The following is a 21537-nucleotide window of genomic DNA, read 5'->3' as shown; positions in this document are numbered from 1 at the left end:
ATCCGCTTAAACTGGCGTGAACAAAGTATGGTCGATGTAGTTTCGATGACCGAGCGTAGTGGGGCCTCTGTAGGCGAAGCGCCGATAATGGGCATTACCCTGTCGATCCCGTAGCAAAACCACCAGGGATCTCGAAAGTTGATCACGCGTAGCGTTTTCTCCCCCGACGTAGTCGAAATCCATCAACCGATGATTAGTGATTACCAAGGTACCCTGTTCAAAAACATCGTCAAATACTGTTTTTTTCAGTTCCTCTCGGTTGGCCATGAGCTTTGACAAGTTCTCATCAAAGTCGATAGGGACGCTATTAGCCTCCCCTGAATTCCATTTAGCGGCGTCCTTGGCTTCGCTGTCCCGGAAGATAGAACCGGTAAAACTGAACATTACCTCGTTTTTGTTTTCGGACTCCCAACGAATCATGGAAGTGCTGATATGGGGGTCCGATGCGTTCCGCGCCAGAAACTCGATGGTTTCGAAGCTGCTGTTAATCAACTTGAGTATCCAGTAATCCTGCGTTACCAAATTATAATCGAACGCCGGGTCACCGGGTTCGTTCGGGAGACCCGTACTACCTTCTACACGCACGCGCGTCCAGGAATAGTTTTGTTCCCCGAAGACAGGAGGTGATTTGGGCGTTATTTCAATCGTGGCCCCCACGTTGCCGCTGTTATCATCGGATTGATAGGGCCCCCCCGCGTCGGCTAAGAACATACTGTAGAAGGTGGTCGCCTGCCCTGCCCGCGCCTTGGTATGAAGGTAGAGATCCTGCCGGGTTATCGCTTCTTCGTTTCTGGCAGGAAGCGCCTCGGCCAATTGCGAATACACCAAATCAAAACGGTTAGCCACACGACGGATACCCCAAACTCTCTTGTCGGCTGCATCCAAGCCGCCACTGGGGTTGTTGTGATCAGGCAGCGAAGCCACTTCCTGTTTATCTTGCTTGATGGTCAAGCCGATGGTGGCGCGTTCGTCTGCAGTCAATTTATAGTACTGGCCATCCACAGGCTCGGTTTCGATAACTACCTGCAGCCGTAAAGACTGGAACCCGTTCCTCAGCAGTTCGCCCTTGGCACCTTGCTCGGTCCCTCCCGGTACGGTGATGGTATAGCTCTTCAACCTGATCCAGGTGCCCTCTTCCACCAATTGCGCTTCGCCAAATTCGAGCAAGCTGTAGCCTGACGCCAGCACCACGCCATTCTCCACCAACTCGCAGGTCACGACACTGGCGCCCTGTTCTTCACCTGAAGGGGCGATATAGTTACCTTCGCCATCCAGGGTACCCGGGCCGATCAGTTTCCAGCGCCGACGTGCGTCTGGCAGTAATTCCGGGTCTCGCTCTATCAGCGGCACGACCTCACCTGGCTTCAGGCCGGTTGCACGTACAGGGTCGATGACCATCGATTGCAAACCATTGAGCATGACCAGTGTCGACATACGCTGCTGGCTGCCTGTGGCTTGCACTTGCTGGACAGTCAGCTGGCGCCGGCTGGCCGCCTTTTCGGCGGTATAGGAATTTCGGTGGCCGTGGGTCTGCGCAAGCTGACCGCGCGGATCTCCGAGCAGCGACCACTCGATATTGCCCCCCGGCATGGCCGCGCTCAGTGCAATCGGCGTGCGCGCGGCAAACACACCCACCCGCGGCGCGATCTGAACCTGCTCGAACTGCACGATCAGTTGGGTGGTCACGCGATGCGTTTCTTTACCATCGTCAGAATCAAGCTCGGCTGTAATAAAGATTGTCAGGCTGTGATGGCCAATATCCTCAAGCCCAACAGCCTGGTAAAGACCATCAGGGCCGATTTCACCATCGCCCACCGCCAAATGGCTCTGGCGGCTGCGGGCATACCATTGGCTGGCTTGCACCTCCTCCCCTGCCTGATCGCGCAGGGTAAACTTGACTGATCCGCCCGCAGGCACGGTAGTGGTGGGCGAGTCGATGGTATATAACGGGGGTACAGCGACAATGCTGCCAAACACTGCGAGGTCGTGCGGGGTATGCCGTTCGCGCTCCTCGAACTTGTGCAACGTCCCGAACAGTATCGATGCCAGAACATCCAGATTGTCGTCACTCACATGGCCTAGCAGGGCTTTGTCCACAACGATGGTCGCCGAATAAAGCTCGCTTCCGTCTTCGTCCAGGTCATCGGGAATCAGGTAGGGAAACGACTTTGGTATCTGGCCTGGCTGCGTATTTGCCCGCAACTGAATGAAGGTGAGTACCGCACCGTCGCCATAATTGTCCGCCCCCAAGACTTTGGCGCCTGGCGCCGGCTGGGTCAGGATAGTGAAGTTGACGGGCGACAAAGCCGAGTAGCCTGAGAAGTCAATCATGCCCAATTCGAACTGGCCTTGGTGCGCGGGTAACCGTTTGAACCAATCCAGCATGGCGGCAGTGATCAGGCCATTGAGGTGCTCGTCTTCACCCCCCAGGTTGCAGCTGAAACTGGACGCCTCCGCCAGGTCCAGCGTGACCCTCCCGCGCCGGTCGATCTCGCCGGTCACCAGCTTGAGGTCGACGTTCATCATCAGCGAATAACCCATGGACGCATCGATGATGAAGCGCGTCTGCAGGTTTTCTGCCAATGGCGATTGACGCCTGTAGACCCCGGCCAGGATAGGGAAGGTCAGCTGTGCTGTGGAGTTCTCCAGCGACGCATTGGCAAATGAAAGCAGCGGCGGGCCAAATTCGATCCCGCGCAACACGCTTTGTGTGCGGATATGGTCTTCATGGTCGACGTCTGCATTGAACAGCGGAACGAAACTCAACGCACTAAAACGCTGTTTGTATTGCTCGAGCAGCACCTCGTTAAGGCGCGCGCGGCTGAACGCCGCAACGGCCCCCCAACCTTCGGTAATGGGACGCTTGTCCATCCGCTGCAACACATAGGAAATGGGGTTTGACATGTCATTCTCCTGTCAGTGAACGCGAGTGGGTCATACCGAGCGCGTCTTCGATGCCAGCATCTGTTGGCACAAGGCAGTAAAGCGGTCGGGCTGCGAGGGCATGATCAGGTGCCCTTCAAAGCGCCCGTACCCCTCTGATTCATGGGAGGCAATCACCACAATGCCGGGGGATTGCGGCCCACTCTGCGCGGGCACGTACAGGCCGGTGTCAGGGTCGATTTGCCCCGTCCCCACTGCCAGGCGCCACTGTGCGGCCACCGGGTCTTTGTTCGAACCTACGTAAGCTTCAAATTGCATGCTGCCATCGCGCTTTGGTGCAGTGGCCAACTTCACCCTGAGCATGGGCTGCCGCAGGGTGACCAGCACATGTACGGCCTGCTTGCCGGCGGGCTCTTCGAGCTCCACCTCAAACGATTCCACCCAATAGGTTTGTTCTTCGTTCGAATCGGCTGCCTTGGCCATGTAGCGGCAACGACGCCCCTGGTCTTCTTCCAACTTCTCGCCGCTGTACTCAGGGTCAGGATTGACCATCGTCCATTTCAGCGGTTTGGTTTCGAGGGACGCTTCGTCCAGCACCCCTGCATTCAAAAGGCGCTGTGTGCCGGCTTGCATCACGGTGATGAATGGGTTGACCGTCAGTGGCTGGCGCAGCACCGTAACGACGGCAACGCTTCTCTGGCCCGCCTCGTTGGAGGCGATCACCAGCACTTGCCCCGAGCGCCTCTGCAAGGTGTGCGCAGGAGGTGCCCGGAATTTGCCATCGACGAAGCTGCCAGGGTCGGAAGGCCCGCCAGGGAGGGTTTCCAATGTCCAGGTCAGCGCCTCGTTGTGCGGGTTATCCACTATGAATTCATGGAAGCCGCCCGCGAGCACATTCACATCGTCATCGCGAATGCGAAACGCAGCATCGTGGCTCAGCGAACCCGAAGCCAACAGCGCACCGGGAAACGCCAGGTCGGCAGGGTTGAACTTTATGGTATGGCCACCCCCGATTGTCAGCGCTTCCATCCACTGCTCCGGGGCTGCAGGGTTGAGTTTTTTTGCAATCGCCAGCAGGATTGCCCGCTTCACCGCGTAGGCCGCAAAGTCCCCTGCCTGCAAGCGCAGTTCCTCGTATTCATCACCCTCGGGAAGGCCGCGCCGGGCATGGGCTTCCAGTGCTTCCGGCCAGGGGGAGAAAAACTGCCCTTCCAGCAAGCCCTGATCGTTTTCAATGTTGGGTAGCAAATAAAAACGGTGTCGCAGCGACAGGGCAAAATCCGCATTGAACTCCGAAGGTACCTCTTCACCCTTGGCTAGGCAGCTGAAGTCAATCGTGGCCTCGCCATGCCACTGCAAGGTGATCAGGTCCAGCTCGAAAGTGGCTGTAACCCCACCTGCCGCGCCTATCTGGAAGGGCTTGGCGGCAAAGATATATCCTTGGGACTCATAATTCGTAGGCGGTATCTGCAAGGTGCCCGCTTCAGCAACCACCTCGACAAGCCGCCCGTCTTCACTGCGGTAGCTGAAACGCCCCCCGTCCAACAGCTGGGTGAAACCAGCGAGGAAGGCATTACGGTGTAGCACACGTGCACTGAGCAACTGCACCGCATCTTCTGGCTCAGGCGGGTCTGGCAGCAGACGTGGGAAATCGCCATTGATATTGGGCAAGTCCCCCGCACTGCCATACTGCGAAGACGCAAACACGACCAAGGTGTCGCCCTTGTCCTGGGCATCCGCCTGTGTGGCAAGCTGGGCAACCCTCAATTCAAGCTCCGGTTGCCCCTGCAACCCCTTGACCAGCGGGTACTCAAGTTTTTCGGCTTCTACTGGCAATTGCTGACGCAACCAGTCACCCGCCAACAGTTGTTCGCTGTCGTGCTCACTCACTGCAAGGCGCATGTCTTCGCCTTTGGACACATCCAGCACCAATGCGCCATTCTTGAAATCTGCGCTGGCTTGTTGTTTAAGCTCAAGGCCTTGTAGCGCATCATGCTCGGATAGGCTGAGGACTTTATTGCCGCCTTCGGTCATGACCAGGGTTCCACCATGCAAGTTGGCCACCATTTCCAACCGGGTGCTCTCGTAACTCGCGCGATTAATGCCCACTTGTGGCCCTGACAACTGGTACCCTGCAAAGTGGTAAACGATATCGCTCATGTCGATTTCAAGCTGGCCAGATAAATCTGTAATTTCGTGTCCCTGGCTTAGATGGGTGGCATGGGTTTGCCGAAGCGCGGTATTGCCTGCGGTCAGGCACACGCCCGTAATACTGTCCCATTTCATCAGGTCCGGGTTATCGACCAACCAATCACCCAGCAATGACGGTTTGTTCATGCTCATGACGAATCTTCCTTTATACTTTGGGCAGTTGGAAAGCACCTACGCCGCGCACAGCATCCTCCAGCCTCGCCGGGGGCAAAGTTTGCACTACATACTGGTGAGAAACGCCGTAATAAACCGTATCATGCGTTGCTGATATCACAGCAAATGGATCACTGCTGGACGCATCATGGGTATAGATACCGGTATTGGGGTCGATGACACCTGAGCCGTACACTACTTTCCATTGGGCTTGAGCCGGAGTTAATTCAACGTTACCCACCTTGGCTTTCAATTGCACAGTGCCAGCCGCAACATCCACTTCACGCGTAATTTTCATTGGCAGCCCCGCATTGCCTTCGGTGATTACCAATGCGACGCGCGCGGTCTCCCCATCAGTGGAATCACTCAGCGTAATTTTATCGAGCGCGAAAGAGGCAAGCTCGTCAGGGTAGCCATCCAGGGGGGGCATCACTGCAGGGGGGGTATAAACTGCAGTCTTACCGTCGGCGGCCAACTGGCCATATTGAGGCGGCTCCCACTTCAAGTTCGTTACATCACCCAGGTAGCCGGCTCGCAAGTTGACCGTGGGGGGCGTGCTGTTGACCTGTGTCACATAGAGGAGCGGACTGATGTGCAAACCCGACCTCAAGACAGTCATCAGTGCCGAACTGCTGAAGTCGGTGCCTATGTGCCGCGCATTGACACGCAGCCGTACAAAGTCGCCATCGAAATCCGAGGCAGCCGGCGGTGTGTACAAGCCGGTATGTTCATCGATCGAACCAATCTGCCCGTTGGAAACAGAATCCAGTACAGGCTCGCACGTCCAGCGAATCAGGCCGGGGTGCGCCGGGACCGTGTTGAACTGCAAGGGCGCGCTTCCCGCCACCAGGGTATGTTGCATGGGATCGATGGCGAACGCGGTTACGGTCGGATTGACAGCGCCAAAGAAGACGAGATCACCAGGAGCGTAAAGAGACTGGCTGATAAGGGCATTGCCAAAATTAAGCTTGATGGTGTTATCGACCAATTCACGGAGGGGGCTGGTAAATTCAAAATTTGTCTCAAACGCTTCACGCAGGAGCACCTCAACACTTGGGGTTTCTACACCCTCAACCGCGCTGAATACAGCGTGCAGAAAACTGTGAATCTGAACAATCATGAACGAAAGATAAAACATCATGAGATTAAAAATAATCCAGTAATCTTGATCAACTGGTGGCACCTCGGGAAGTTTAATATCTCCAATCACAGGCGCCGGCGCATGAATCTCCTCCAGATTCAAAGCAACAAACTTCAAGGCAACACCTGAACTATCAAGCTCATATGAACAAATAAACTTATAGCTGAAATCATCCTGAGTGCGCCGGTAAAACTCAGAAGTATCTACCCAATCTTTATCCAACGTCCTGCCAATCATCCCTGTGTCATCATCAAGAGATATCGGCTCAATGGCCATTACACCTGTAACGTGCCACTCGATCTCTACCTCATCATCATTGATCGAAACTTTAAAAACCTTATCAAGCTTAATTACAACCTCATCCATGAAGACCTTAAAGGTCACGTTCAGTGTTCGCCCGAGCATATCTGGGTCTGTGGTGAATTTATGCTCTAGCGTCTGCGCTGCAATGCTCATCTCTCCACTTTTAGCCACAGCCCCTACTAGCCTGCCCTCTTCGTCGTGAACAACGTCAAACTCGACGCCACGCACGACCGTTTTCAGGGATTCGACCAACTGTGCCAACATGATTCGCGAGGGTTCAACCAACACCGTCGCGTCATAGGACATGTCATTGGGAAGGAGGTAGCGAAAATCATTTCCAGGGATGTTCCCTTCTTCATCCCCTTCAAAGCGCACCATGGCCAGTACCGCGCCTTCGTCATCGTCTGGGTCGCGCTTGCGTGCCTGCGTGCGCAAGGCAAACGATTTGGCGCGCAGTAACGGATCACCACCTGCTTCTATCTGGCCAAGCGTAAACACACGTTCTGGGGCCTCCAGCCCGTCAAACTTTTGCTTGAACCACTCACCCACCAGCCGTTGCTCACCGGGGTCGTCTGATACGTTAATGCTGAAGTCGGAGCTTTCTTTCAAGTCAAGTCGCACGCGCCCCTCTTCACCTACCACGCCGGGCACGTTGGCCAGTAGCAGTTTCAGGTTAAGTTCCGGCCCCAGCAGCGGACTGGTTTCGCGTATTTCCCGAACTTCCCACTCCCCGGCTGCGTTACGCAAACCCAACTGTGTTCCCGACATGACCTGTGTGGTCAAGCGCGCGGTGGAATCGTTGGCGTCCCCGCCCAGGAAGCCCAATCGCGGCCAATCCAGGGTAAATTGGTTTAGTGCAAAACGCCGGTCCGGGCCATTCTCGATACTCCCGGTCAAGGGCTTGAGGTAAGAGTCTGTTTTGAACCGACGAATGTAAACCTGCAGCAGCAGACGATTCAGCTTTTCCCTGTCCATGAAAGAAATCATGCCCCACTTCAGGCTGCGCTTTTCCTCTAGCAGCCACGCATACAATTGTTCAAAGCTATATTCAGCCATGGTTCTATCCTCACAAAAATAACAAATCAGTGACATTCACCGATCACGAGTCATCTAACCAACACTTGCCGCAAGACCTGGAATTCAAGGCACTACCTTGAACTCGGCAGTCCGGCCTTGAACAAAGCTTGTACCCTCATCGAAACTGACTTTTACGTACACATGGAAATGAGTATTCTCCTCAAGCTTCAACAGATACTCCTTGCTCAGGCTCATTCGCAACCAACCCTCATTCCATTCATCCGCAGAGACTGGCTTGTCATCGCGTATCACTTCTTCTGGCAAGGAGGGCTCGCCCGGCTTTGACTTCCCCGTAACATAAACGCGTACAATCTGGCCCTGCGCGAAGAAAAGCCAGCTATTACTGTTCAACGTAAACGTTACACTATCGATAACCTGCGACACTGGAATGTCCGAGGTCGCAAAGTCCGGGCACTGAACCGCTCGAAAAGCATCGGATGTCAGTGGTTGAATTTTCAAGCCATAGGCAGGTGAGCGTTGCTCGCCATCATCAGCATCTTTAACGGTATAAAACACTTTGACCCGCTTGCCAAAATTGGCAGGTATCACAGCACGGGGAATCTGGAACTCCCAGGGATTACCGACAGTGGGTTTATCGGTTTGGTACTTACCTGTAGTACCAAACCCCTCCCAGTACATGGTTATCTTGCCATCATTGGTTTCCGACTCCTGCGGCACTCGGATTTTTGTCCCCAACGTCAAAAGACTCGGGCTGATGAAAGCGAATGAAACCATCTCTGGATCAACTTCCTCGCCCGGCTCAGGTTCTTGCTGTGTAGCATCCGGGTTGAACGGAGGCTTAAGAACCAACGGCTTCTTCAAGACAAAATCCAAGGGTGTGGAGTCGGCTGCCCCGCCCACCCTGGCCCATTGCCAAGTCAGCTTTACCGCTTCACCGATGTGTTCTTGCAACCATTGCGCCGGCACAAGAAAACGCAAGCGCTTGCTATCCAGAATTGAACGGTCTATACGCAGCATGTGTCGGCTAACCTTCTTGCTCACAGCCGTAAGCAGCAGTTCATCACCGTGTCGAATGCCGTAATCATCCACTTCAACCGGTAAGCCGTCCCCATACTTGGCCGGGTCGAGCCAGCCGCCACTGTGCCCCGGTATTACCGGGGGGGGCAAACTTGGCGACTGCCCCGCGTTTAGCTTGATGGTGAAGCGCTGGACCGGAGACTGGCTTATTCCACCGTTTTTATAGTTGACGGTATAGCTCAGCTCGCACCACCCACCGGCTATTAAAAACTTGATTTCGTCAATTACCCAAACCAATGGCTCGCCAGAGCCCTCACCCAGCTCTTTGGTGTAATTTTCGGAATTACCAAATTCGTCTTTCCATGAAAGCACAACGTTATCACCCGCCGTCATGAAGGGATAATGGGTGGTAACAACACGGCCATCTCCCTTCAAGCGTTCGAGGTCAATTACAAGACCGTCACTGTCCATAAAGTGCGGCGGCGGCAACATCAGAGCAGGCTCAACTTGCTTGTTGATATAAAAAAACAGCCGGCCGGATGACTCTTCCAGGGCCGGGCCTGGCATGACGTTACCCCGAATATCGGTTCGCGCGTATGAATAGAACGCATAGCCCTTGTCCAGGCCTTGCAGCAGGCTATTATCTATTTCAATCAAGAAACTGCCATCAGGCTCCAGATCAGTCACTTCTAGCGGGTTTGGGTCACGGTCGTGAATTTCCCCCAGTGCACCACACCCGAAAAAGCGCGGAGCGACGAAATGCCCCAGGTCTATTCCTGGGTACTTGATGTACGTTTTCAGCGCTTCAGCCCCTAAGTCATCAAGACTCAGCGAATCACCCTTCAATAACGGAATCTCGGGGCGCGGCAGCGCCGCAGTTGAAGCCATTAAGCCCTCGGATTGCTCGCCATGCCGCTTGCGAAGTTTCATTCGCTAATCCCCACCCTATTAATTGCTTTGATCAGCACTGGTTTTAACTGCTGATCTCGATGGGGATTTTTTACACCTTGGCCCGCCTTGCCGAAACTAGCACTTTTAACAGGTGGCAACTGTTATGCCGTTTGCTAGTGTCCGTGCTTATGCATCCCGTACCTCACCCCTGGAGCGCTCTTCATCATGGCCACTGAATCCAGTATCAATTCCAATGCCTTCAATTTTTTCAATCACATGCAGAGCGGTGTTGACTCGCGAACGGGCCTTTATTCCTTTCAAATCGCCCTCTCCGCGTTTTACGGCAGTGACCTGTTGGCGCCTGAAATCGAATTGAACCTACGCTACAGCCAACTGAACACACAGGACCGCGGCTTTGGCAGGGGCTGGAGCCTGCCCACCACCGAGTTCGACCCTGCCCAGAAACGCAGGATCATTTCCCTGGCCAATGGCGAAACGTTCAAAGCCGACGGCCGTGTTGGCGCTACCAACCAGTTGACGATGTCGGAGAAAAAGATCGACACGTTCCACCTGTATGAGGACGCTGAAGACCGCTGGCGGGTGGTGCACCGCTCCGGCATGGTGGAAGTGCTCGAGCGAAAAGGTTCAAGCACGAATGGCAGGGCGGTGCCGACCCGCATCTTCAGCCGCCAGGGGCATTGGCTGAACCTGGAATACGGCACCCATAACGGCTTCCCGATGTTGACCAAGATCACCGACATGCGCGGCGTCACGCTGCTGGAGGCCGTTCGTAACGGTGATGTGCAGCTGAGGATGCCAACTGACACGGGTAACGCCACCTATACCATGGTGTTGGGCACCAACAACCGGGTAACCCGCATCGAACTGCCCACCGACAACCAGGCGAGCTGGCGTTTTTCCTATATCAGCGTCAGGAATGTCGATTGCATCAGCACGGTGTACACCCCTGCGGGCGGTTTCGAAGAACTGAAATACGATGATTACGGCCACCAGTTCCCGATCGGTTCGGGCCTGGACCCGCTGCCAAGGGTTACACAGCATGTGCAGCACCCAGGCAATAAGCAACCCCCGATCGACACGCGTTACACCTATTCCAGCAACGGTCACAACTTCCTGGGTGGCAATGCACCACTGGAGTGGATAGACGATGGCCTGGACAACCTGTTCCGCAAGGAAATCGACTATGACTATGCCACCACAGAGACACTCTGGGTGGATGAAAGGCCCGTACGCAGCACCGTCCGAGAGTTCAACAAGTTTCACCTGAACACCCGTGAAGCTGTGTATCGGGGCACCAAGCTGAACGCCGACAACACTGAAGTCATCGGCAATTTCATTGAAGAGAAAATCACGACATATAACCTGAAGCCCGGGCGCTTCGAGGAGCAAGTGAACGCCTGTCAGTACCCGATCAAAATCGAAACCCGTTGGCGGCTGCGCGATAGCGGCCGTCAACGCGTGGAAACCATCAGGGTCGAGTACGACGATCACGGAAATGTGTTGATGCAGCAAGCAGCGACCGGCGTCGTGGAGACAAACCGTTGGTACCGGAATGGGGATGCGGGTTACCCAGGCAATGCTGAAAACTTTGTGTGCGACCTACACACCAAAACCGTGACACCGGCGGCTGGGCACGGTGGAAACGCCCAGACACTGGTCACGACGCATACGTACAAACAAATCAAAGTACTGGCCAGCAGCAGCGAAGCGACCGGGCAGGAAAGCTGGTGTGCCCTTCATAGCGAAACACTGAGCCACAACGATCGCACACTGAAAGTCACAGCCTATGACTATCACGAGCAGGAAAATGAAGAAGTGCAACTGGCAGAGCCATTGCAACATGGTCGCCTGCAAAAACGCACCACGGGCTTCCCGAACCCCGCCTTTGGCGAGCCGGGCCAGCCTGAAATGCTGGAAAGCACTGTTGACTATGCCTACCAGTTCGAGACGCTCGATTGGGACAAGATGCACGACGAGCGCTTGCATGATTTGGCTCCAATTACCGTGCTGAAAACGGTGCATGACACCGTGGGGCATGACCAGGCCAGCATGCAGACCAGCGAAGGGCACTCACTGTTCTCTGGCGAACTGGTGCTGAGCAACGACGAGGACAGGGTAGAGAGACGCATCGTCACCGACAAACTGCACCGCAAGACCTTTGAAGTCGTGGCAGGGGGTGGCGCCAGCGAAGCGGTGCGCAGTAATGAGTATGCGCTTTGTGCCGAAGAGGGTGAGCAGGCGAGCCAGCGCTATACCTCACCTACATCCGTGATCACTGAAACGCGGTTCGATGGTTTGGGCCGCGTGCACCAGGTGCTGGCGAGCCATATAGACCCGACAAGGCCCAACGCTTTGTTCCAGGTCCAGGAACTGGTGCACGACGCCTGGGGACGCGAAATTGAAGACAGGCAGTACGACTGGCTGGAGGGCAAACCCTTCCCTGCCGACGTGCCGTACCTGGCCCAGCGATACCTGTACGACAACTGGGAAGGGCGCAGTGTGGTGATCCGCCACGACAACGTTCAGGAACACACGCTTTTCGACCCCACCGTGGAAGATGAAAACAGGAATGTGTGCAAGACCACATGGTTGCAGGTGGCGCAGCAAACGGAGAAAAGCGAGAAGGTCAGGACCTGGAGCAACGCGTTCGAGAAGGCGGTACGGATAGAACGCCTGAGCCCTGTCGATGTGATCGAGGCGGAACAGGTGATGCACTACGACGGCCTTGGCCGGTGCGTGAGCAAATTCGATGAACGCCAGTATGAGACAACATTCGAATACGACCCGTTCGGCCGCTTGAGTGCCAGCACGCGGCCAACCGAAACGCGTATCGAGCATCGTTATGCCCACCACACGGACGCCGAATGGTCGACCAGTATCACCGCCTTTTCCAACCGCGAGTCCGACCCACCCTTCGAGGTGGGCAGCCAGTGCTATAACGGGGTGGGCAAGGTGACTTCGCGCACCATTGGCAAGCGCACCGAAGAGTTGCGGTACAAACCCGGCCAATCGAAACCAGCGGCCATGATCACCGGCGCGCGCGATACCATCAGCTACGAGTACAACCTGGCGCTCTCCCCTCTTCCTACCCATATGCGCGTGAATGCTGACGAAAAAGGCGACGAGTACATCTATGACCCGATCACAGCCAGGATGAAGGAGTCGCGCGGTGCCAACGGCAAACGGGTCTATCACTACAATGCGCATGATCAGTTGACCGGCGAAACCCTCGAAACGGCAGGCGATGTGCCGCGCACGGCCGAGTATGTCCGCACCTTCCACAACCGCCTGACATCGAGCAAAGATGCCGGGGGCATGACTGCCGTCCATGAATACGACGAGAAAGGGCTCATCACGGCGACACGCCAAGGCAACCTGCTGGCATGTTTCGGCTACAACGGCCTGGGCAGGCTGATATCCGTAACCAGCACCGACACAGTTAACAACAGCACACTGACCACATCTCTTGAGTACGACGACCATGGGCGTGAGAACAAGCGCACCCAGCAGCTAGACACAAGGCCTTTGCCTACGTTGACTCAGGTGTGGGGCAAGGACAATTTGCTCCAAAGCCGCGTATTGCACGACGGGCCCGGGCCTGATGATGATGTTGTGCTCGGGGAAGCATTCCGCTACGACCGGCTGGGGCGACTGAGCATGGTCGAATACAGCGGCCGCGAGATCCCCAAAGACGAGGCAGGCCGCACCCCCCGCCAACAGGCGTTCGATTACGACAGCATTGACAATATTCGTGTTTGCTTCACCCGCTTTGATGACGGCACCAGTGAGAGTGCGACGTATGAATACAACAAAGACGACCGTTTCCTGCTGAAATCGTTGACGCTCTCCACGAGCGGCAGTACGCCAGAAACCGTCACATTCTTCCATGATGCCAATGGTAACCTGACGGTCGACCAGCATGGCCGCGTGCTGGAGTACGACGAAGAAAGCCAGTTGTTGCAAATCAGAGGCCAAAGCCAATATCAATACGACGGTGAAGGGCAACTACTGACCAGCCAGACAGCCAGTGGCTCGCCAAGGCAACTGTGGTTCGACGAGAACCGACTGAGTCTGGCCATCCAGGACGGCAACTACACACGATTTAGCTTCCATGCCGATATACCACTGGCCCAGCAAAGCGATGCCCCCGCCAGAACATTGTTGCTGCAAACCGATTCCAGCCACAGTGTCATCGCCGAATGCGAAGCTGGCGCGGTTCGCGACATACGCTACAGCGCCTATGGTCAGCGGCACGTCACGGTGCCTGTCCACAGCAACTTGGGCTTCAACGGTGAGGCACTGGATGAAGGCAGTGACTGGTACCTGCTGGGGCGGGGCATGCGTGCCTATAATCCGGGGCTTAGGCGCTTCAACAGCCCCGATCCGCGCAGCGTGTTCGACACCGGTGAACTGAACCCCTACACCTACTGCCTGAACAACCCGATTGCCCTGCGCGACCCCAGCGGCTTGACTGCCACGGGCGACGGTGGCAGACCGCGGCGCCCTGACGAAGATGACCCTAACTGGCTGGGGCGCAGGAAGCCTGGTGGCGGCACATTGAACTGGATCATGTTGGGCCTTGGGGTAGCGCTTACCGTTGCAGCAGTATTTACCGCAGGTGCGTCACTGGCTGCGGTAGGGGCACTCGGCCCTGCCGCGGAAGCCGGGATGAGCGCTGCGACCATGGCCGTCAGAGCAGGTACCGCCGGTTTCGTGCAAAGATTATTGGTCAAGGTTGCAGCTACCACCATTAAAGGAACGCTCACGAACACCCTCTTTGCAGGGCTGTCCCTTGGCGGTACCGTAGCGCAGGCAGTTTCAGTCATCAACAACGATGAGGCTGCGGGAACGGCGGCAATGATTCTGGGTATAACAGCTGCCTCTGTAGCAGTTGGCAAAGTAGCATTCTCTGTGGGCAAGTTGGCTTTCTCTGGCAGCAAAGCGACTAATGTAGTGCCAACGGGTATTGTGCAGAATACAGCTAGCAATCTGGACGAAGCCGCTGGCGCAGCTGGCGGGGGTAATAATCAACCTAGTTTTTTGTTTACCCAGTGGGTAAACAGACATACAAAACTGGGTCGCTTCATCTACGCCCCCGCGCCTAACTGAGCAACACAATCTACTAGGCTCTGTACGAAAAGTCTTGAGACGCAGGTCAGGCAAGGCGAAAACAGCCGAGGAACGGCCGGGGTCGCGCCCGACTGTACTGGAGTACATGAGCATTCCGAGGCTGTTTTCAACGCAGCATGAACAAGTATCAAGGCTTTTCGTACAGAGCCTAGTACTTGATTAAAATTGGAGCAGCTCATTCTCAAACCCCTAGTAGATGCCACCTAAAAAGCCTGCTCAGCAAGTACCTGCAACCCGAATCCTGGGCTGCAGCTTAAACTGGGCTGGCTTTTTATTTACTTATTATCGACCCACCTAGCATTTTTACCAGTATCCACAACTTCCACTCCACGCTAGCCTTCTCTCACCAACAACCGGTAGCAGGCCAACCCGGCCCCTCCTTATCGTGATGTGTATGGGAGCACTTCGCATGAGCAATGACTCGGCACGTCTACTTGCAGCAAAAGCACGTCTTGACTATCAAAAACAGCGTGTTGCCAGGTTGGCGGCGCAGCAGGTCGATGACGTGGCGCCCCCTGAAGTCCAAGGGATAGTCGACCCAGCGGACGGGACCTTGAACAAGGACGTCCTCGATGCGGACCTTGATGTGCTCATACGGGCATGGCTAAACCTGCCCGACCCAACCCAGGGTGACAAGGACACATTGCAACTGGAAATGGCTATCGTTGACGGGCCAGGTGTCGGTGACTTTCTGGAAGTTGGCGCCAGCGCCCAATACGATAAGGACAGTGTATTCCCTACGACGCTGCAGATCCCCAAAGCTGATTACCCCCATGATGGCAAGCGCCAACTGCGCTATAGAATCGACAGGTACAATACACCTACGCCAGAATACTCTCCCGCAATCGATCTGATTTTCGATAAAACACCACCGTGGGATGCTGTTGAACCTGAACCAGCGGCACTCAATGGAAACGTGGTGACAGACGCTTTTTTCAGCACCAACCCAAACGGCCTGACAGTAACATTACCGCCTTATACTGATCAGGACGAAAAGGATACTTACGCACTTTATTACTCTGACACCGTTCCGGTTGAGGGGCAAATACCGCCCCCCATTGGTCATGGCACACTACCCGCGAACCGGGAACTGCTGATAACCAAGACCGACATAGAAAGCCTGAGTGACGGTCACTTCTACATTGTTTATATCCTGTTGGATAAAGCCACCAACCGCAGCCGCATCTCCAAGATCGCAGAGGTTTATGTAAACCTTGGGTCATTACCCACCGCGCTGCAAGCGCCGGTAGTACCCCTCGCCCAAGGTGATGGCATGATCGACCTGGCCGATGCGCAGGCAGGCGTCACGGTTGAAGTCGACTATACCAACTATCGGAGAAGCGACATTGTCGAGGTCACCTGGGGCACCTCCAAACCTTTCACCGAAGAGATTGGCTCGCGTAATCTGCCGTTTTACATCAGTGTACCGCCCGATCGCCTGCGTGAAGCCTATGGCGCCGCAGATACCGAACTTGAGACCGACGTCAGTTATCGTGTACTGCGCCATGGTGTTCCCTATGGCCCTGAAAGCACCACGCTGAAGGTTGATTTCTCTGTCGCAGGCCCCGGCCGTCCCGACCCCGACCCTGATTGGCCAGACCCCATCAACAGCAAACTCGACGCCCCTGCGGTCTGGGGCAAGAACTCTCAACAGGAAAACGTGCTGGATCGGAGTGATACCGGCGAGGCGGCAACGTTCAAGGTCAAACGTCATGACGATGCCAAAGATACTGACATCATGGAATTCTATTGGGCCGGCACGCTGGTCACCGAGGCTAGGTATGATGTCGATTTAAGCCACCCTGCAGATATCGAGCGACCGCTTCCCTGGACCTACATACTTAATGCCAGCAATAACCCCACGTTACCGGTGCACTACACCATCCGCAAAGCGACCGGGGCAGGTAACGAGCAAAATTCGCCTACTGCAATGGTCAATGCCAACGCCGTTGTCATCGAGCCGGAGGCTCCCGAGTTTCAACGTCTGTACAATAATAGATTCCTCAACTGTGAATCCCTTTGGGAAGACCCACTGAAGCCAACTGGCGACCCTGCGTTCAAGGTGTTCGTGCCACCACTGAACCAGTACCTGCCCAATGGCGGTGAGGTAACCCTGACATGGACTGGATGGGGTGGCTACACCGGGGATAATGAGATCCCAGAAGCCAGACTGACCGAGACCCGCACAATCAACGCAGCAGAAGCGGCTGAGGGCTTTTATTGGGAAGTCAAACCCTACAATCCCCACATCCTCAGTATCTATGACCCCACTGGTTTTGGCGCGGATGGTCGCGGCCGCGTGCAGTACAGCTTCCAGCACGGGGGAGAAACCGTCACATCGAAAACAGCCGAAGCTGTGGTCAGCCTGGGCACTGCTGGAACAGGCACCTGTGCGGTTCCATGAACGGGGCGCCCAAGGACGGGCTGGCAAGGTAGCCCGCGCTCATAGATAGGAAAAGCCGCGAGCTTAATCAGGCTTTTCCTACAGGAAATGTCCGCTAAATCCATAGACTTCGGCGCCAATGGCCAGCCTGCAACAGGCGCTGGCCGGTTCCGACTTGGACAAGACACAGGTATTCGTATGTCAGCATTCTCCCCCTTGCCCCTACGCCAGGTTCTGCGCGCAGCCACATTGGCCCCTGCGCTTCTGCTCAGCCCGGACAGCTGGGCCCAGACACTGATCAAGAATGACACAACGATCGATGGCAGCGCAGCACTTGACAACTACACGGTAATGGACGGCGCCACCCTCACGGCCAACGGCGCCATTACCCGTGACATCAGGGTGCTGGAGGGCTCAAGGCTGGTGCTCAATGGTAGCCAGGTAAACGCCACTGGCAACGCCGCAGGCCTGCGCATCAGCGCGGCCGGGGCCACTATCAGCAACAGCCGCGTGACATCTGCCTTCCAGGGCCTGTCCATAGGCAGCGACGCACGGGTTGACGCGTTTGACAGCACCATCAGCGGCGGCGCGGTGGGCGCGGTCATCAACAATAGCCTGTTGACGCTGTCAGCCAGCCAAGTCACTGGCACCAACACCAACAGTGCCGGGATCAACCTGTTCGATGGCAACCTGCAGGCCACTGCAGGCAGCCGCATCGTCGGCGACCAGGATGGCCTCCGCGTGCGTGGCGACAGCGGCCAGCCCGCCGGAACCAGCACAGTGGTACTGGATGCCAGCCACGTAGAGGGCCTGAACGGTTCTGCCATTGCCGTCGCTACGGCGGGGAACGCACCGGCGAGTGCCAGGATCGAGGTATTGAACGGCTCCACCCTCAAGGCCGGTAATGGCACACTGGTGGAAGTCGGCGCCGTCGGCACCGCCGACATCGTGGTGAGCGCCAGCGCCCTGGAGGGCGATATCGTCGTCGCCGAAGGCGGCAGCGGCAAGCTGACCTTGGCCAACCAGGCAACCCTCAAAGGCCGCCTGCACAACCTTGACCTGCTGGCCTTGAACAGCGGTGGCCAATGGACCATGACTGGCGACGCACAGCTCAAGGACTTGGCGCTGGACGGCGGCGCAGTGGCGTTTGGTGATGATGGCGAGTTCTACACCTTGCAGGTGGCCAACCTGGAAGGTAGCGGCACCTTCATCATGAACGCCGACTTTGCCGACGGCAAAAGCGACCTGCTCGAGGTGACGGGTACCGCCACCGGCAACCATGAGATCCGCGTGACCAGCACAGGCAAAGACCCGCTGGCCGACACCGAACTGCATCTGGTGCATACCGCCGCAGGCGATGCGAGCTTCTCGCTGGCTGGCGGCCCGGTTGACCTGGGCACCTTCGCCTATGGCCTGACCCAGCGCGGTAATGACTGGTACCTGGACGCCTCGATGCGCTCGCTCAGCAATGGCACCAAGACCATCCTGGCACTGGCCAATACCGCCCCTACCGTCTGGTATGGCGAACTTACCACCTTGCGCAGCCGCATGGGTGAGGTACGCCGTAACGACGGCGCATCGGGTGGCTGGATGCGCAGCTATGGCAACCAGTTCAACGCTTCTACCTCCGGCTTCGGCTACAAGCAGCAGCAACAAGGGCTGTCGTTCGGTGCCGACGGTCGCCTGCCAATCGGCGATGGCAACTGGCTGATCGGGGTCACAGCGGGCTACAGCAACTCAGACCTCAACTTGCAGGGCGGCAGCTCGGGCAAGGTCGACAGTTACCACATGGGGGCCTACACCACTTGGCTCGACTCGCAAAACGGCTACTACTTCGATGGCGTTGTAAAAGTCAACCGCTACCAGAACCGTGCCGATGTGCAGTTGAGTGATGGCAGCAAGACCAAAGGCGACTACAGCAATCACGGCATCGGGGTGTCACTGGAGGCCGGTCGGCATATCAAGCTGGAGGATGGTTACTTCATCGAGCCTTATGCCCAACTGGCAGCCATGGCCATCGAAGGTCAGTCGTATCACCTGGCCAATGGCTTGCAGGCCAGCGGTGACGACACCCGCTCGCTGCAGGGCAAGCTGGGTACAACTGCCGGGCGCACCTTCGACTACGGCCAGGGCCGCATGATTCAGCCTTATGTACGGGTTGCCGGGGCTCACGAGTTCGTCAACAACAACCGCGTGAAGGTGAACGGCAACAGCCTCGACAATGACCTGGCGGGCTCGCGCGCCGAACTGGGCGCCGGTGTGGTGGCAGCCTGGGACCAGCAATGGCAGGTACATGCGGAGTTCGACTATGCCAACGGCGAGCAGCTCGAACAGCCTTGGGGGGTGAGCGTGGGCGTCCGTTACAACTGGTGATTGCAGCACCCTGCGGCGCAGTCCGGCGCACGCAGGGCACAAATCAGCACTCAATGCTTGTCCTTGACAGGAGACCAAGCCATGCCATTGATTACCCTGATCCGTTCACTCTGGTCCTCGCTCAAGGGGCGGACCACTCAGGCAGACCCACTCGATCCACCCGAGATCGCGGCGCTGCTACCAGACCTTGAGGGTGGCGAAACCCATTTACTGCGTTTCAGCGCAACGCATCAGCCGCTTGAAGTCAGGTTCAAGATGTGGAAGAACTCCAATCCCGCAATGGGTGAGGAAACGCTGACGCTGTACTGGGACGATACAGCAGTCGCTCAAAAGTCATGGACAGCGCCGGTGCCCGAGGACGACCTGTTCCTCCACGTACCGCAACACCTGTTGCTCAGCGAGGGGAGACATACCCTGTTTCATCATGTAAAGCTCTACAGCGGCAACCCTTCGTCTTCACTACCCTTTCACATCACCATCGACCGAACGCCCCCTCAACTACCGGCGGACAACATGCTGGTGTTCGACCCTGAGGTAGTCCAAAACGGTGTCACCGACGCCTATCTGGTGGAGCACAATGAAGAACTGGAGGCCACTGTGCCCCTTTATTCAGGTATCCGTGTGGGTGATGTGCTGACCTGGTATTGGTCCACCTCCCCCTCCGGCATGCACCAGGCGGGGAGCAGGCCCGTAACACAGGGAGACATCAACAAACCGCTGAAGGTGATCATCCCAGGCAAGCACATCCGTGATATGGCTGACGGCCTACGCTATGCGCGGTACACGGTTCAGGATTATTTGGGCACGCCAGAACTACAGTCGCAAATTGTGCTGCTGGACGCCAAACCCACTCCGTTACCCGTGAACTTCTCCACACCCTACCTGAAGGAAACGGGCAGTACGGGAAGCAGCAGCACGCTGGACCCGGTTCGGGCCTCGAATGGCGCAACCATCATCATAAAAGCGGGTAACCCCTTCGAGCCCGCTGACAGCGTGAGGGTATACTGGGCAAACCCAGGGGAACACGGCGCCTATGACGCCCCCGTCGAGGTGGCTACCGGCGACATTGCCTGCCCCATCCCCAGAACCAACGTTGCGGCACGCATGGGCAGTAGCCTTGCGCTGTATTACACGGTAACCCGTCGCGGCACAACTCATACATCCGGGCTTCACACGCTGACGGTACGAACCCCCACCAATCTGCCCGCGCCTCAGTGTGAGGCGATCCAGAGTGGTGAGCTGAGCCTGAGTGGGATGGGAGACCAAGCCACCTTTACCCTCAACACGTGGCCACTCAGGGATACCAGTCAGTTCGTCAGGCTGCACATCACCGGCAAGCGTAACGATGGAGGCGACGCTCCTGTCGTGGTCACAGACGCGACCCCGGTAACGTCGGCAACAGGGATCATGACGGTAGGTTCGGTAACCCCGGCAGCGCTGAGCGTGTTCACGGTCTCTTATCAGATCGACATCCTGTGCTATTTCAGCGTGGACAACAAACTCACCTGGATCCCGTTCCCTTACGTACCCGTGACACTGGTGGGTTGACAAAAACCACTCCCTCTGCTGATCAAGGAAACCGGCTTCGACAAGGAACCACGCCCTCAAAGCCCCCGCAGGCTTTGCACTGTCGTCTGTGCGAAGGGCGCCTAGCAGTGGCACATTGAATTTCAAGGCTGATGATGGATTTGGGCGAACTGCGCTGAAACGAAAAAAGACGCCGAAGCGTCTGTTTTCGAGGATTTACAGAATCTCATGGAACTCTGTAGATCTTGATTTGGAGCGGGAAACGAGACTCGAACTCGCGACCCCGACCTTGGCAAGGTCGTGCTCTACCAACTGAGCTATTCCCGCANTGGAGCGGGAAACGAGACTCGAACTCGCGACCCCGACCTTGGCAAGGTCGTGCTCTACCAACTGAGCTATTCCCGCAATTTGAAGCTTTACCACGTTCGGCGTGAAGCGCCTTTACAGCCTTCACCACCACTGCACC

8 protein-coding genes and 2 tRNA genes are annotated in these 21537 nt (G+C 56.4%); 4 read left to right on the top strand and 6 right to left on the bottom strand.

Translation table 11 applies throughout. From position 1 onward, the window contains the following. Positions 1–6: 6 nt before the first annotated feature. The 4 genes from FQ668_RS08755 to FQ668_RS08740 form a co-directional block, all read right to left on the bottom strand. The gene (locus FQ668_RS08755; RefSeq protein WP_144180015.1) at positions 7–2904 is read right to left on the bottom strand and encodes a hypothetical protein; all 2898 of its coding nucleotides are present in this window, start codon (positions 2902–2904) and stop codon (positions 7–9) included. A 30-nt stretch (positions 2905–2934) separates the two neighbouring features. Continuing rightward, positions 2935–5226 carry a hypothetical protein gene (locus FQ668_RS08750; protein ID WP_019437423.1) on the bottom strand — a complete coding sequence of 764 codons (2292 nt, stop codon included), beginning with the start codon at positions 5224–5226 and terminating at the stop codon, positions 2935–2937. Between the two features lie 13 nt (positions 5227–5239). Next, positions 5240–7747 carry a hypothetical protein gene (locus tag FQ668_RS08745; RefSeq protein ID WP_144180012.1) on the bottom strand — a complete coding sequence of 836 codons (2508 nt, stop codon included), beginning with the start codon at positions 7745–7747 and terminating at the stop codon, positions 5240–5242. An 84-nt stretch (positions 7748–7831) separates the two neighbouring features. Then, a complete protein-coding gene (locus FQ668_RS08740; RefSeq protein WP_019437425.1) occupies positions 7832–9676 on the bottom strand; it encodes a hypothetical protein in 1845 nt (614 codons plus the stop codon). A 186-nt stretch (positions 9677–9862) separates the two neighbouring features. On the opposite strand from FQ668_RS08740, the gene FQ668_RS08735 reads away from it, so the two are divergent. The 4 genes from FQ668_RS08735 to FQ668_RS08720 all read left to right on the top strand — a co-directional run bounded on the left by FQ668_RS08735 (position 9863) and on the right by FQ668_RS08720 (position 21092). Then, positions 9863–14767: an RHS repeat-associated core domain-containing protein gene (locus FQ668_RS08735; protein WP_144180009.1), complete on the top strand. Its 4905-nt coding sequence runs from the start codon at positions 9863–9865 to the stop codon at positions 14765–14767. Between the two features lie 430 nt (positions 14768–15197). Continuing rightward, entirely contained in the window at positions 15198–17192 is a 1995-nt protein-coding gene (locus FQ668_RS08730) for a hypothetical protein (protein WP_144180006.1), read from the top strand. Positions 17193–17369: 177 nt separating this feature from the next. After that, positions 17370–19544, top strand: coding sequence for an autotransporter outer membrane beta-barrel domain-containing protein (locus FQ668_RS08725; RefSeq protein ID WP_144180003.1), 2175 nt, complete (start codon positions 17370–17372; stop codon positions 19542–19544). Between the two features lie 81 nt (positions 19545–19625). After that, entirely contained in the window at positions 19626–21092 is a 1467-nt protein-coding gene (locus FQ668_RS08720) for a hypothetical protein (protein WP_019437429.1), read from the top strand. A gap of 230 nt (positions 21093–21322) precedes the next feature. Here FQ668_RS08720 and FQ668_RS08715 read toward each other — a convergent pair. Together FQ668_RS08715 and FQ668_RS08710 are read right to left on the bottom strand one after the other, a co-directional pair. After that, a tRNA-Gly gene (locus tag FQ668_RS08715) sits at positions 21323–21398 on the bottom strand. A gap of 2 nt (positions 21399–21400) precedes the next feature. Continuing rightward, a tRNA-Gly gene (locus tag FQ668_RS08710) sits at positions 21401–21476 on the bottom strand. Between the last annotated feature and the right edge of the window lie 61 nt (positions 21477–21537).

This window comes from Pseudomonas sp. Kh14 (assembly GCF_900291005.1).
In the GTDB taxonomy this organism is placed as follows: Bacteria; Pseudomonadota; Gammaproteobacteria; order Pseudomonadales; family Pseudomonadaceae; genus Aquipseudomonas; species Aquipseudomonas alloputida.
The sequence above is the reverse complement of the archived record's forward strand: the minus strand, read 5'-3'. Positions and strand labels throughout refer to the sequence as shown.

Bases quoted from the DNA above. Each gene is read 5' to 3' on its own strand.
- FQ668_RS08735 (WP_144180009.1), top strand. From the start codon at position 9,863: ATGGCCACTGAATCCAGTATCAATTCCAATGCCTTCAATTTTTTCAAT.
- FQ668_RS08740 (WP_019437425.1), bottom strand. From the start codon at position 9,676: ATGAAACTTCGCAAGCGGCATGGCGAGCAATCCGAGGGCTTAATGGCT.
- FQ668_RS08730 (WP_144180006.1), top strand. From the start codon at position 15,198: ATGAGCAATGACTCGGCACGTCTACTTGCAGCAAAAGCACGTCTTGAC.
- FQ668_RS08745 (WP_144180012.1), bottom strand. From the start codon at position 7,747: ATGGCTGAATATAGCTTTGAACAATTGTATGCGTGGCTGCTAGAGGAA.
- FQ668_RS08755 (WP_144180015.1), bottom strand. From the start codon at position 2,904: ATGTCAAACCCCATTTCCTATGTGTTGCAGCGGATGGACAAGCGTCCC.
- FQ668_RS08725 (WP_144180003.1), top strand. From the start codon at position 17,370: ATGTCAGCATTCTCCCCCTTGCCCCTACGCCAGGTTCTGCGCGCAGCC.
- FQ668_RS08750 (WP_019437423.1), bottom strand. From the start codon at position 5,226: ATGAGCATGAACAAACCGTCATTGCTGGGTGATTGGTTGGTCGATAAC.
- FQ668_RS08720 (WP_019437429.1), top strand. From the start codon at position 19,626: ATGCCATTGATTACCCTGATCCGTTCACTCTGGTCCTCGCTCAAGGGG.